This window comes from Limimaricola cinnabarinus LL-001, assembly GCF_000466965.1.
GTDB classification, from domain to species: domain Bacteria; phylum Pseudomonadota; class Alphaproteobacteria; order Rhodobacterales; family Rhodobacteraceae; genus Limimaricola; species Limimaricola cinnabarinus.
Genome location: NZ_BATB01000003.1, coordinates 72752 through 85749 on the forward strand (window position 1 = coordinate 72752; position 12998 = coordinate 85749).

General features: G+C 66.6%; 9 protein-coding genes and 2 pseudogenes. All 11 read right to left on the minus strand.

Going from position 1 to position 12998, the window contains the following annotated elements:
- Window positions 1–27: 27 nt before the first annotated feature.
- Window positions 28–3491, minus strand: a pseudogene (locus tag MBELCI_RS02150) (indolepyruvate ferredoxin oxidoreductase family protein); the annotation flags it as partial.
- Window positions 3491–5536 (minus strand): phenylacetic acid degradation bifunctional protein PaaZ, encoded by a 2046-nt coding sequence (paaZ, locus tag MBELCI_RS02155; protein WP_021692502.1) that lies wholly within the window; start codon window positions 5534–5536, stop codon window positions 3491–3493. The pseudogene MBELCI_RS02150 and the gene paaZ, both read right to left, overlap by 1 nt.
- A gap of 3 nt (window positions 5537–5539) precedes the next feature.
- Window positions 5540–6610 (minus strand): 2Fe-2S iron-sulfur cluster-binding protein, encoded by a 1071-nt coding sequence (locus MBELCI_RS02160; protein ID WP_021692503.1) that lies wholly within the window; start codon window positions 6608–6610, stop codon window positions 5540–5542.
- On the minus strand, window positions 6610–7095 hold the full coding sequence (gene paaD / locus MBELCI_RS02165) for a 1,2-phenylacetyl-CoA epoxidase subunit PaaD (protein WP_021692504.1): 486 nt from the start codon (window positions 7093–7095) through the stop codon (window positions 6610–6612). Before paaD ends, MBELCI_RS02160 begins: the two co-directional genes overlap by 1 nt.
- Before the next feature lie 5 nt (window positions 7096–7100).
- Window positions 7101–7850, minus strand: coding sequence for a 1,2-phenylacetyl-CoA epoxidase subunit PaaC (paaC, locus tag MBELCI_RS02170; protein WP_021692505.1), 750 nt, complete (start codon window positions 7848–7850; stop codon window positions 7101–7103).
- Complete coding sequence (paaB, locus tag MBELCI_RS02175) at window positions 7850–8134, minus strand: 1,2-phenylacetyl-CoA epoxidase subunit PaaB (RefSeq protein ID WP_021692506.1); 285 nt, start codon at window positions 8132–8134, stop codon at window positions 7850–7852. Before paaB ends, paaC begins: the two co-directional genes overlap by 1 nt.
- A complete protein-coding gene (gene paaA, locus MBELCI_RS02180) occupies window positions 8131–9108 on the minus strand; it encodes a 1,2-phenylacetyl-CoA epoxidase subunit PaaA (protein WP_021692507.1) in 978 nt (325 codons plus the stop codon). The genes paaB and paaA overlap by 4 nt, the downstream gene beginning before the upstream one ends.
- A gap of 153 nt (window positions 9109–9261) precedes the next feature.
- On the minus strand, window positions 9262–10113 hold the full coding sequence (locus MBELCI_RS02185; RefSeq protein ID WP_021692508.1) for a PaaX family transcriptional regulator: 852 nt from the start codon (window positions 10111–10113) through the stop codon (window positions 9262–9264).
- Between the two features lie 171 nt (window positions 10114–10284).
- Window positions 10285–10728: a hydroxyphenylacetyl-CoA thioesterase PaaI gene (gene paaI, locus MBELCI_RS02190; RefSeq protein WP_235047552.1), complete on the minus strand. Its 444-nt coding sequence runs from the start codon at window positions 10726–10728 to the stop codon at window positions 10285–10287.
- A 273-nt stretch (window positions 10729–11001) separates the two neighbouring features.
- Window positions 11002–12023 (minus strand): annotated as a pseudogene (locus MBELCI_RS02195) (dipeptide ABC transporter ATP-binding protein).
- Window positions 12020–12997 (minus strand): ABC transporter ATP-binding protein, encoded by a 978-nt coding sequence (locus MBELCI_RS02200; protein WP_021692511.1) that lies wholly within the window; start codon window positions 12995–12997, stop codon window positions 12020–12022. Before MBELCI_RS02200 ends, MBELCI_RS02195 begins: the two are co-directional and overlap by 4 nt.
- Between the last annotated feature and the right edge of the window lies 1 nt (window position 12998).

The window sequence follows — 12998 nt, forward strand, 5'->3', positions numbered from 1 at the left end:
CGGAGCGGCGCCGCTCCGCTGCCGATGCAATGTCGCGCGTTGCACCTCGACACGGGGCCGAACCTTGGCCGCCGCCTCGGCCTTGACCGGACCAAAGCCGCGGATTTCCATCGGGGCCGACAGCAGCCCCTCGCAAAGACCGGGTTCGCATGATCCGGCAGCCTCGGCACAATCCGACATCACCCCTTCGAACCAGCCGATCAATTCGCGCTCCATGCGCCGTTCTTCGGTGCGGCCGAAGGGATCGAGCACGGTGCCCCTGAGCCGCTTCATCCGGGCAAGCCCCCCAAACACCGGGCGGATCCAGCGGCCGAAGCCATGCTTGCGCGGACGTCCGCGCGAATCGCGTCCCAATGGCAGAAGCGGCGGCGCGAGATGGTGCCTGAGCGTGAAGCCCTCCTCGAACTCGGCCGCGAGCCGGGCGTGGAACCCGGCATCGCCATGCAGCCGCGCGACCTCGTATTCATCCTTGTAGGACATCAGCTTGAACAGCGAGATCGCGGCCAGCCGCGTCAGGGCTTCGGCCTCGGGCCGCGGCAGGTCGAGCGCGGTATGAAAGCCCGAGAGCCTGTCGCGGTAGCGCTGGGCCCATGCGGCATCCTGATACTCGGTCAGGAATTCGGCGCGGCGCGATATCAGCCACTCAAGCGGCTCCGGCGCAGTGGGCGTCTGACCCAAAGCCTCTGTCAGAAGATCGGGCCGCGCCGCCATCAGCCGACCATAGGCCAGCGCCATGTGGTTCGTCTCGACCGCGACGCCGTTCAGCTCCACCGCCCGCTCCAGCGCGGCGAAGCCGACCGGCACGAGCCCGCTTTGCCATGCATGGCCCAGCATCATCACATTCGAGAACACCGCGTCGCCCAGAAGCGTCTCGGCGGCGGCATTGGCATCGAAGGCGTCGATCCGGTTCGCGCCGACGGCGGCCGCGATCGCGGCCTCGCGCGCATCGACGCGCAGATCGGCGTCGCGGTGCAGCACCAGATCGCCGGTGGGCATCTCGGCCCGGTTGAGCACGACACGCGTGCCACGCCGGTAGCACACGCTGGCCCTCGGCGAGGACGAGGCGACGATGTCGCAGGCGATCACAGCATCTGCCATGCCCGCCTCGACGCGGACCTGATGAATGTCTTCGGGGCTTCGGGCGAGGCGGATATAGCTCAGCACCGTACCGAACTTCTGTGCGAAACCGGTAAAGTCGAGCACGCTCGACCCCTTGCCCTCCAGATGCGCGGCCATGGTGATCAGCGCGCCCACGGTGACGACGCCGGTGCCGCCGACACCCGAGACCAGAAGCTCGTAGGGTGTCGAGAGATCGGTCAGAGCAGGCACCGGCAACTCGGCGGCCATGGTCCGCGCGTCCAGCCCCGCGCCCTCGCGTTTTCTGCGCGTCGCGCTCTCGACGGTGACGAAGCTCGGGCAGAAGCCTTCGAGGCAGGAGAAATCCTTGTTGCAGCTCGACAGGTTGATCTTCCGCTTGCGACCGAACTCGGTCTCCTTCGGCTCGACGCTGAGGCAGTTCGAGGCAACCGAGCAGTCGCCGCAACCCTCGCAGACCAGCTCGTTGATGACGGCGAAGCGCTTGGGGTCCTCCAGCGTGCCGCGCTTGCGGCGGCGGCGCTTTTCGGTGGCACAGGTCTGCTCGTAGATCAGCACCGTGACGCCCGGGATCTCGCGCAGCTCGCGCTGGATCCGGTCGAGATCGCGGCGATGGTCGATGGTCGTGCCGACCGGGAAATCGGCGTGCTTGAACTTCAGCGGGTCGTCCGAGACCAGAGCGATCCGCTCGACCCCTTCGGCACGGCAGGACTGGGCGATGCCCTGCACGCTCACCGGGCCGTCCACCGGTTGGCCGCCGGTCATGGCGACGGCGTCATTGTAGAGGATCTTGTAGGTGATGTTGGCTTTCGCCGCGACCGACTGCCGGATCGCGAGGCTCCCGGAGTGATACCAAGTGCCTTCGCCCAGGTTCTGGAAGATGTGGCGGCCGCCATTGAACTTGGACGCCGCGACCCAGGGCACGCCTTCGCCGCCCATCTGTGCGTAGCCCAGCGTCTCGCGATCCATCCAGGACGCCATGACGTGGCAGCCGATGCCCGAATTCGCCTGGCTGCCCTCGGGCAGCTTGGTCGAAGTGTTGTGCGGACAGCCCGAGCAGAAATAGGGCGTGCGAGTCGCGCCGGGGATCGACAGGATCGGGGGCGGCGTCTCGGTCAGCGCGCGCGCCTTGGCCGGAAACCCCTCCTCGGGAAACAGTTTGTCGAGCCGCTTGGCCAGCACCGGCAGCAGCACCTTGGGCGACAGCTCCCCTGTCCATGGCAGCAGCGGATTGCCCGGCCCGTCGAATTTGCCGACCATGCGCTCGGGCTTGTGGCCGGGCCAGTCGTAGAAATATTCCTTGAGCTGGCTTTCGATGATGCCGCGCTTTTCCTCGACGACCAGCACCTCCTGCTTTTCCTGCACGAAGTCGAGCGCGGCCTTTCGCGCCAGAGGCCAGACCATGCCGACCTTGTAGATGTCGATCCCGAGGCGGCGGCATTCGGCCTCGTCGAGCCCGAGCAGCCGCAGAGCCTCCATCAGGTCGAGATGGCCCTTGCCGGTGCTGACGATGCCGAAGCGGGCATCCTCGATGCCGTATATCGCGCGGTCGATCGGGTTGGCCTCGGCAAAGGCCTGCACGGCGGCGAGCTTGTGCTGCATCCGCGCCTCGATCTCGGGGCTGGGCAGGTCCGACAGCCGCACATGCAGCCCACCTTGGGGTGCCAGGTAGTCGGGCTGCCTGAAATCGCGCGGCGGCGACAGCTCGACCGACTGGCCGCTCTCCACCGTCTCGGAAATCGCCTTGAAGCCGACCCAAGCGCCGGAAAAGCGCGACAGCGCGAAGCCCCATTCGCCGAAGGGAGGTATTCGGCGACCGAGGCCGGGTTCAGCACCGTCATGAACCACGCCATGAAGGCGACGTCGGATTGGTGCGACATCGAGGACGACACGCAGCCATGATCGTCGCCCGCCACCACCAGCACCCCGCCCTTGGGGGATGAACCATAGGCATTGCCATGCTTGAGCGCGTCGCCCGAACGATCGACGCCCGGCCCCTTGCCGTACCACATGGAAAACACGCCCTCGACCTCGGCACGGGGATCGAGCGCGACCTGCTGCGCGCCGAGCACGGCAGTGGCGCCAAGATCCTCGTTCACGGCGGGCAGGAACTCGATCCGGTACTCTTCGAGCTGCATCTTGCCGCGCCACATCTCCATGTCGAGCGCGCCCAGAGGCGAGCCGCGATAGCCCGAGACGAAACCGGCGGTGGTCAGCCCTGCCGCCCTGTCGCGGCGAGACTGGTCGAGCATGATCCGCACCAGCGCCTGCGTGCCGGTCAGGAACACGCGGCCTCGGGTCTGCCTGTAGCGATCCTCCAGCGCATAGGCGGCGAGCGTCCCGGACGGTTGCGCGGGCTGCGAGGCGGCGTCCTGCTGTGTGATGTCGCGGACCATCACCATGTCCTTTGCTCCTTGGCCACCAGTGTCAGCACGTCGTATTGCGCCACCACCTCGGCATCCTCGCGCAGCACGGTGCAGTCCCAGCGCACCTCGCCGTAATCGTCGATCTCGCGTGGATTGATCTGCTTGGCGGTGAGCTGGACGCGCAAGCTGTCGCCTGCGTTGACCGGGGTCATGAAGCGCAAATTGTCGACGCCGTAGTTCGCTAGCACCGGACCCTCGTCGGGCTGCACGAAGAGCCCGGCGGCGAAGGAGACGATCAGGTAGCCATGTGCGACGCGGCCCTCGAAGAACGGGTTCCGCCGGGCAGCGGCCTCGTCCATGTGGGCGTAGAAGCTGTCGCCGGTGAAATTGGCGAAATGCTCGATATCCTCGAGCGTCACCTTGCGGGTCTTGGTGACGATGGTGTCGCCGATCTCCAGCTCGGCGAGCGACTTGCGGAACGGGTGGATGTCGGTCTCGCGGCGGCTCGCGCCGGGCATCCACTGGCCGATCACGGCCGTCAGTTGGTCGGGCGTGCCCTGCAGGGCGGTGCGCTGCATGAAGTGCTTCACCGCGCGCATGCCGCCCAACTCCTCGCCACCACCGGCGCGGCCCGGCCCGCCATGCACCATCTGGGGCAGGGGGGAGCCATGGCCGGTCGAGGTCTTGGCCGAGCGCCGGTTGCCGAACAGCACCCGGCCATGCAGCTTGGCGATGCCGCACCCGAGGGACTTCGCGACCTCCGCATCGTCGGTGAAGACCGAGGCCACCAGCGAACCCGCGCCGCGATTGGCGATCTCGATCGCCTCGTCGAGGCTGTCATAGGGCATCAGCGTGCAGACCGGGCCGAAGGCCTCGATCTCGTGCGGGGCCTTCGCGGTCAGCGGCGCGTCGCAGACCAGCACGCAAGGAGACATGAAGGCGCCTTTCTCCGGCACCGGACCCGGCGCGATCACGATGCGTGCCTCGGCTCCGATCGCCTCGACGGCGCGGCGAACTTCCTCGACCTGATCGATCGAGGCCAGCGCGCCCATGCGGGTGGCCGCGTCGCCGGGATGCCCGATCACGGTTTTCTCAATCCGCGCCCGCAGCGCCTCGATCGCCGGTTCGATCAGGGTGCGCGGCAGGATGGCCCGGCGGATCGCGGTGCACTTCTGGCCCGCCTTGGCGGTCATTTCTCGATGCACTTCATTGATGAACAGTCCGAATTCAGGGCTGTCTGGCGTGGCATCTTGACCAAGAATACAGGCGTTCAGACTGTCGGCCTCGGCGATAAAGCGCACCGCGTTCTCGATGATCGCGGGCGTGTTGCGCAGCTTGCGCGCGGTCGTGGCGGAGCCGGTGAAGGTCACCACGTCCTGACAGGTCACGCGGTCCAACAGGTCGCCGGTGCGACCGCAGATCAATTGCAGCGCGCCCTCGGGCAGCTTACCGATCTCAAGGATCAACCGCACGCAGGCCTCGGTGAGATAGGAGGTCTGGCTTGCGGGCTTCACGATGGCGGGCATGCCCGCGAGCCATGTCGGCGAGAGCTTCTCCAGCATCCCCCAGACCGGAAAGTTGAAGGCGTTGATGTGGATCGCCACCCCCTCCAGCGGCATCAGGATGTGCTGACCGATGAAGCTGCCATCCTTCGACAGGATCTCCGGCGCGCCATCGGGAACGACATGGGCATTGGGCAGCTCGGGCCGGCCCTTGGAGGCGTAGGAGAGCATCGTGCCGATGCCACCCTCGATATCGATCCAGCCATCCGAACGGGTCGCCCCCGTGGCGGTGGAGATCGCGTAAAGCTCCTCCTTGCGCTCCATCAGCGCCAAACCGATCCGCTTCATCATCATCGCGCGCTGATGCGTCGTCATCTCGCGCAGGGCGGGGCCGCCGACCTCGCGGCCATGGCGCAGCATCTCGCCCATGTCGATGCCAGTGGCGTCGACGCGGGCCACCGGATCACCGGTCGCGGCATCGGCCACGACCTGACCCTCGCCGGTGCCGGCCTGCCAGCGGCCCGCGACATAGCTTTCAAGGCGGCGCGGCTCGGTGGGGATGGCGTCCAGCATCTCTCAGTGTCCTTCGTATTCGATGACGATCTCATCCGACAGCGGCAGGCACTGGCAGGTCAGCACCAGACCGTCCGCCACCTCGTTGTCCTCAAGAGCGTAGTTCTGCATCATCTCGACCTCGCCCGACTTCACCCGGCCGATGCAGGTCGAACAGACCCCCGCCTTGCAGGAGAAGGGCGCGTCGATGTCGTGTTCGCGCGCTGCCTCCAGCACCGATTGACCGGTGCGCGGCATGGTGAAGCTGCGCGACACGCCGTCGAGGATCACGGTCGCGCTGATCATCTCACCGCTCTCGCGCGCGGCCTGGGCGGCCTTGCGCATCTTGGCGCGTCCGGGCTGCGCCGCGCCGAACAGTTCGAACTTGATGCGGTCCTTCGGCATGCCCGCTTCCTCAAGCGCGCGCGCCACGTCCTTCATCATTGCCTCGGGGCCGCAGATGAAGGCCATCTCGGCATCGGGGCTCACCCATGGCCCGAACAGCGCGCGGCATTTCTCGGCGTCGATCCGGCCCGAGAAAAGCTCGATCTCCTGCGCCTCGCCGGAAAAGACATGCACGACATTCAGCCGGTCGAGATAGCGGTCCTTGAGATCGCCGATCTCGCGCTTGAACATCACCGACGACAGCTGTCGGTTGCCATAGACCAGCGTGAAGCGGGCGCGGTCCGAGCCCGCGAGGATGCTTTTGGCGATCGACAGAACCGAGGTGATGCCCGATCCGGCAGCGAAGCCGAGATAATACTTTTCACCAGCGTCCTCGGGGGCGGCGAAGCGGCCCTGCGGCGGCAGCGCGTCGAGCGTGTCGCCAACCTTCAGTTCGTGCTTGGCAAAGCTCGAAAACGCCCCTCCTTCGACCTTCTTGATGCCGACCCGCAGCCCTTCCTCCGGCGCGGCGCAGATCGAGTAGGAGCGGCGCAGTTCCTCACCCTCGAATTCGCGGCGGAAAGTGAGGTACTGGGCGGCGCGGAAACGGAATTTCTCGCAATCGCCTTGGGCGGGGGCGAGCGAGACCACCACCGCGTCGCGGGTGTCGTGATCGATGCCGGTAACGGTCAGCGGATGAAACTCTTGCATCAGATCGCCTTGAAGTAACCAAAGGGCTCGCGGCAGTCGCGGCAGCGGAACTGCGCCTTGCAGGGGGTGGAGCCGCGCGCCGCGATGGCCTCGGTGTTTTTCGACCCGCAAAGCGGGCAGGCGGCGCTCTGAGCCGACAGCATGCCCACACAGTTGGCCGCGTTCAGTTGCGGCGGTGCGATGCCGTAATCGAGCAGCTTCCGCCGGCCTTCGGGGCTGATCCAGTCGGTCGACCATGGCGGCGACATGCGGCGGCGCACCTCCACCTTGTCGATGCCGCGGTCACGCAGCGCGGTTTCGATATCGAGCGCGATCACCAGCGTCGCGGGGCAGCCTGCATAGGTCGGCGTAACGTCGACGACCAACGTCTCATCCTCCCAGCCGACACCGCGAACGATGCCGAGGTCGACGACCGAGATCGCCGGGATCTCGGGGTCGGGCACCTTGCCCAGCCAGCCACGCACGGTGTCGGGATCGGGGCGCATCGCACTCACCAGCGCGCGTCGGGGAAGCTGCGCGGGATCTGCTGCATCTCGGCCAGGATATAGCCCATGGTCTCGGTGTGGATGCCGGTGCGGCCACCGGTGCGGGCGTGACCGTTGCCGGGGATCGCCAGCGTCGCGCGGTCCAGCGTTACGGCAGTCTCGGCCTCGAAAGCGCATGCCACGCGGTCGAGCGGGGGCAGCATGCCGATCCCGACAAGCGCCTGCTCGACGGCGTCGATTGCCATCAGGTCGGCGGCATAGGGCCAGAGCGCATCAAGCGCGCCCTGCATCATCGCGTGGCTTTCCTCCGAGCCGTCGCCCAGCCGCACGATCAGATCGCGCGAGCGGTCGATGTGATAGCGTACTTCCTTGACCGACTTCTGCGCCAGTTCGCGGATCGCCTGATGGCCGCTCTCGCACAGCGCCTCCTGTATCGGCAGGTGCCACGCATCGAACAGGTATTGCCGCATCAGTGCGTGGGCGAAGTCGACATTGGGCCGCTCCACCAGCTGCGCGTTGAGGAACTGCCGCTCGGTGCGGAAGAAGGCGAGGTCGTCAGGCGTGCGGCCTTGTCCCTCGGCCTGCGCCGCGATCTCGTACCACAGCTGGGTCTGGCCGATCAGGTCGAGGCCCATATTGGCGAAGGCGATGTCCTCTTCCAGCACCGGCGCGTGGCCGCACCACGCCGCCGTCTGCTGTCCGAGGATCAGCGTCGTGTCGCCCATGCGCAGGCAGAAGGTGACGAGCGGGTCCATCACATCGCCCCCACCTCGTCGGGAATCTCGAAGAAACTCGGGTGGCGATAGACCTTTGATTTCGGCGCGGCAAAGTTCTGCTCGGCCATGTCGGGATCGAAGGCGGTGATCTTGTTCGATTCCACCACCCAGATGCTCATACCCTCGTTGCGACGCGTATAGACGTCACGCGCGTTCCTGAGCGCCATCTCGGCGTCGGGCGCGTGCAGCGAGCCGACATGCCGATGCGACAGCCCGTGCTGGCCGCGAATGAAGATCTCCCACAGGGGCCATTCCTTGCTCATGCCGCCCCCTCCGCCACCATGTTCCGTCGTTTCTCGGCATGGGCAGTCAGCCCGTCGCGATACCACGCGCCGTCGTCCCAAGCCTTGTTGCGCGCCGCCAGCCGGTCGCGGTTGCACGGGCCGTTGCCCCTGAGCACCTCGTGAAACTCGGACCAGTCCGGCTCTCCGAAATCATGGCCCCCCTTCTCCTCGTTCCAAGCGAGGTCCGGGTCGGGCACAGTGAGGCCCAGCCACCCGGCCTGTGGCACGGTCTGGTCGACGAATTTCTGACGCAGTTCGTCATTGGTGTTCTGCTTGATGCCCCACTTCGTCGACTGCTCGGAATGCACCGAGTCCTTGTCGGAGGGGCCGAACATCATCAGCGAAGGCCACCACCAGCGATCGAGCGCGTCCTGCGCCATCGCCTTCTGGTCATCGGTGCCCTGGCACAGCTGGCGCATGATGTCGAAGCCCTGCCGCTGGTGGAAGCTCTCCTCCTTGCACACCCGGATCATCGCACGGGAATAGGGGCCGTAGGAGCAACGTTGCAGCGGCACCTGGTTCATGATCGCGGCGCCATCCACGAGCCAGCCGACGGCACCGATATCGGCCCAGGTCAGGGTCGGGTAGTTGAAGATCGAAGAGTACTTGGCCTTGCCCGACAAGAGCTGCGCCGTCATCTCGTCGCGGCTGATCCCGAGCGTCTCGGCGGCGCAGTAGAGGTAAAGGCCATGGCCCGCCTCGTCTTGCACCTTGGCCAGCAGGATCGCCTTGCGCTGTAGGCTTGGCGCGCGGGTGATCCAGTTGCCCTCGGGAAGCTGGCCCACGATCTCGGAATGGGCGTGCTGGCTGATCTGGCGGATCAGCGTCTTGCGATAACCCTCGGGCATCCAGTCATTCGCCTCGATCCGCACGCCGCGATCGATCTTCTCCTGAAACTCCCGGTCCTTCTCCGAAGCTTCGGCGGCCCCGGTCTCGACGAGCTGTGCATACATGTCGGATCTCCTGCGGCGGCTAGGGTCCATTCCGCACATGAAGTGCGGGGCTGCTTGGAAGATGTGACATATTAAGGGGCACATTTCAAGATACGCTTTCTATAATACGTGATGCTTCACCGCAGGCCTGTCCTGTCGGGTTTGCGGAGCCCGTCAGTCGTAGGAGAGATCTGCGATGCGCCGGGCGATCCGCGTCGGATCGGCCCGCAGCGGTCCGTCGCGATCGATGAAATCGCGTGCCACGGCGGCATCGGCGCCGGAGGTGAGATGCAAATAGAGCCGCGCGAACAGCGCGCGCACCTCCGGCCCCTGCCAGTCGTCCGGCAGCAGGCCCAAGGGCAGGGCCGGGTCCGACAGCGCGATGTCGCGGTAGACATGAACCAGAAGAAGCCGCAGGCCCAGCGCCTCCTCGGGGCTGCAGGCAAGCCCTTCCAGAGGCGCGAAGCCTTCCATGAAATGCCGCATCCGTTCGGCCAGCGCATCGAGCGGCCATGCGGTGCGGGCCATCTCGCTGAGATCGTCCCCGGTCGTCGCGCGAAAATGCGGCGCGCCCAAAGGGGGCAGGCCATCGCCCCGGTCGGGCAGGATCGCGAGGTAGGGTTCTGCCATGCCGAAGCGCAGCCGGGTGAGCCGCGTCACCAGCGCCTCGCGTCCCGGTCCCTGCGGCAGCGTCACGAGGTGCCAGCCCCTGAGCGGCTCGACGCGCGGGCGGCGATAGATCAGCCGCGCCGCGCGCTGAAATTCGTCTTCGGCTGCAGGTGTGAGGCGGTAGAAGCTGCGGCGTCCGTCCTTCACCCCCTCGATCCGCTTGGCTGCCACCAGCCGCGAGACGGCGGTGCGGACCCTGCTTTCGTTCAGCCCCACGGCAGCGCAGGCGGTGATGATGTTGCCCATCCAGATCTCGCCGCCCCGCGGGGCCACCACGTCACCATAAAGCGTGACGATGAAGGCTCCGGCGCTGACCGGGTTGGCGGCGAGGGCTCGATCGAGAAGGTCAGGTGACATGTCGGCTCCGGATGATGCGCAAGGGGCGGTGTACTGCCCTCGCGTCAAAGGCACAATTCAAAGGCGAAACCCGCTCATGTCCGCAGCCGATCGGGGAGCAGCTCCGAAGCGAACGGGACGTATCCTCCGACGGGCCCATGCGCCGATGGCGTGCCGGGGACTCGTCACCGGTCATCCACCACGCGGCATCACGATCCGCGAGGTCCCCCGAAAGCTGGCGATCAGGGTTCCGTCCTCTCGCCGCACCGCCACGTCGTAGAGCCCGGAGCGCCCGGCACGCGTCACCTCGGTCCCGGTGCCGACCAGCAGGTCGCCGAGCCGTCCCGGCGCGTGGTAGACGATGTCACACTGCACGCCCACGGCTTGGTAGTCATAGCTGTTGGCGGCGAAGGCAAAGACGCTGTCGGCGAAGGCGAAGGTCAGGCCGCCATGCAGCGTGCCATGGCCGTTCACCATGACCTCGCGCACCCGCATCGTCATGACGGCCCGGCCGGGGCCGACCTCCACAAGGGCCATTCCCATCGCCTTGCTGGCCGTGTCTTCGGCCCACATCTCGGCGGAGCGCCTTTCGGCCTGCGCCTGCGCGTCGGGCATCCGTGCCATTTCGCTACTCAAAGCAGATCTCCGGTGCGGCATGATTTGCCCTCATCCGGTGCAGGGCCCGCGCCCGAGATCCAACATACTGGGGCGGAATGTTCGCTCATGACACCTCCCTGAAATTTCGAATGACCGATATAAGGGCCACGCATTCTGTGGCTTTGTTAAAGATTTGTGCAATATTAAAGGCGCTGGGGTGGCGCGTGGCATCCGGTTGCCCACCCCGAGAGGGCACTGCAATGTCTGCCTCAATCGCGACGCTGGGACAGTTCGGTCTCTCTTTCGCACGCCTCAGCCTGCCGGTGCCTCGGCCGATGGTTTGCCGTCCCCTTCGGGAAAGAAGCAGGCCGATTTCTGCGTCGCCCCGTCGAGCAGGGGACGCGCGGCGCGGCACTTGTCCTGCGCCTTCCAGCAGCGCGGCGCGAAGGCGCAGCCCGGTGGCACCGCCAGCGGCGACGGCAATTCGCCCTGAAGCTTGATGCGTTCCTTGCTGGCCTCGGGATCGGCGCGCGGCGTCGCCGACAAGAGCGCCTTGGTGTAGGGGTGCTGCGGGTTGTCGAAGATCATGTCCTTCGGGCCCGTCTCCACCGCCCGGCCCAGATACATCACCGTCACGTCGTCGGCGACATGACGCACCACCGACAGGTCGTGGCTGATGAAGAGATAGGCCAGCTGCATCCGCTCCTGCAGGTCGATCAGCAGGTTCAGCACCGAGGACTGGATCGACACGTCGAGCGCCGAGACCGGCTCGTCGAGCACCAGCACCTCGGGCTCGAGCATCACGCCCGGCCGATGGCGATGCGCTGGCGCTGTCCGCCCGAGAACATGTGCGGGTAGCGGTCGAAATGCTCGGGGCGCAGGCCCACGAGGCGCAGCATCTCGCGTGCCTTGGCCTCGCGCTCGGATTTCGGCATCGAGGCGCGGTTGATGAGCAGCGGCTCCATCAGGATCTGCCCGATCCGCTGGCGCGGGTTGAGCGAGCCGTAGGGGTCCTGGAATACGATCTGCACCTTGGACCGCAGGCCTTTCCAAGCGTCCGGCGTGGCGTCGGTGCCCGAGATCGACAGCTCGCCGCGCGTCGGCTCCTCGATCAGGGTCACGACGCGGGCCAGCGTGGACTTGCCGCAACCGGATTCGCCCACCACGGCCAAGGTACGGCCGGGGCTCAATTCGAAGTCGAGATCCGACAGCGCGCGCACGGTCTTCGGCTTGCTGAACAGCCCGCCGCCCACCTCGTAGTGGCGAGTCAGCCCGCGCGCGGTGACGACGGGGCCGGTCTTGGTGGTCGGGGCGTCGGTGGTCACGGCACTCACGAGGCAAGCCTTTCGTCGGTGTTGAGCGGGTAGTGGCAGCGCGCGAGGCCGAGATCCGGCCCGCGCGGTGCGGGGGGCACCTTGCGGCAATGGTCGTCCGCATAGGGACAGCGCGGCGAGAAAAGGCAGCCCTGCGGCCGGTCGAACTGCCCCGGCACCACACCGGGGATGGTGGGGAGCCGCTTGTCGGTCGCGCGCTCGGGGAGGGCGGCCAGAAGCGCCGAGGTGTAGGGGTGATGCGGCGACCGGAACAGCGGGCGCACCGGTTGCTCCTCGACCTTTTGGCCCGCGTAATGCACCGAGACGCGCTGCGCCGTTTCCGCAACCACGCCCATGTCGTGAGTGATCAGCACCAGTCCCATGCCGGTTTCGTCACGCAGCCGTACCAGCAGATCAAGGATCTGGGCCTGGATCGTCACGTCGAGCGCGGTGGTCGGTTCGTCGGCGATCAGCAGCTTGGGGCTGCACGAGATCGCCATGGCGATCATCACCCGCTGGTTCATGCCGCCCGACATCTGGTGCGGAAAGGCTTTCAACCGCTGTTCGGGGTCGGGAATGCCGACCAGTTCGAACAGCTCCAGCGCCCGCGCCTGTGCGGCGCGACGGTCCATCCCGAGATGGATCCGCAGCGCCTCGCGGATCTGGAAGCCCACGGTGAAGCAGGGGTTGAGCGAGGACATTGGCTCTTGGAAGATCATCGCCAGATCCTTGCCGACAATCTTGCGGCGGGCGCGGGCCGACATCTTCGACAAGTCGTGCCCGTCGAAGACCATCTCGTCGGCCGTCACCTTGGCGGTCCAGGGCAGCAGCCCCATCAGCGCCAGCATCGACACCGACTTGCCCGATCCGCTTTCGCCGACGATGGCAAGAACGTCGCCCTTGTCCACGTCGAGATCGACCTGGTCGACGGCGCGGAACCGACCGCCGGTGGTCGCGAACTCGACCGAGAGGTTGCGCAGTCTCAGAAGGCTCATG

What these genes read in the sequence shown, in the direction of transcription:
- paaB (WP_021692506.1), bottom strand. Translation starts at nt 8,134, where the DNA reads ATGAGCAAGGAATGGCCCCTGTGGGAGATCTTCATTCGCGGCCAGCAC.
- paaZ (WP_021692502.1), bottom strand. Translation starts at nt 5,536, where the DNA reads ATGCTGGACGCCATCCCCACCGAGCCGCGCCGCCTTGAAAGCTATGTC.
- paaD (WP_021692504.1), bottom strand. Translation starts at nt 7,095, where the DNA reads ATGCGCCCCGATCCCGACACCGTGCGTGGCTGGCTGGGCAAGGTGCCC.
- MBELCI_RS02185 (WP_021692508.1), bottom strand. Translation starts at nt 10,113, where the DNA reads ATGTCACCTGACCTTCTCGATCGAGCCCTCGCCGCCAACCCGGTCAGC.
- paaA (WP_021692507.1), bottom strand. Translation starts at nt 9,108, where the DNA reads ATGTATGCACAGCTCGTCGAGACCGGGGCCGCCGAAGCTTCGGAGAAG.
- paaC (WP_021692505.1), bottom strand. Translation starts at nt 7,850, where the DNA reads ATGGACCCGCTCGTCACCTTCTGCCTGCGCATGGGCGACACGACGCTG.
- MBELCI_RS02160 (WP_021692503.1), bottom strand. Translation starts at nt 6,610, where the DNA reads ATGCAAGAGTTTCATCCGCTGACCGTTACCGGCATCGATCACGACACC.
- MBELCI_RS02200 (WP_021692511.1), bottom strand. Translation starts at nt 12,997, where the DNA reads ATGAGCCTTCTGAGACTGCGCAACCTCTCGGTCGAGTTCGCGACCACC.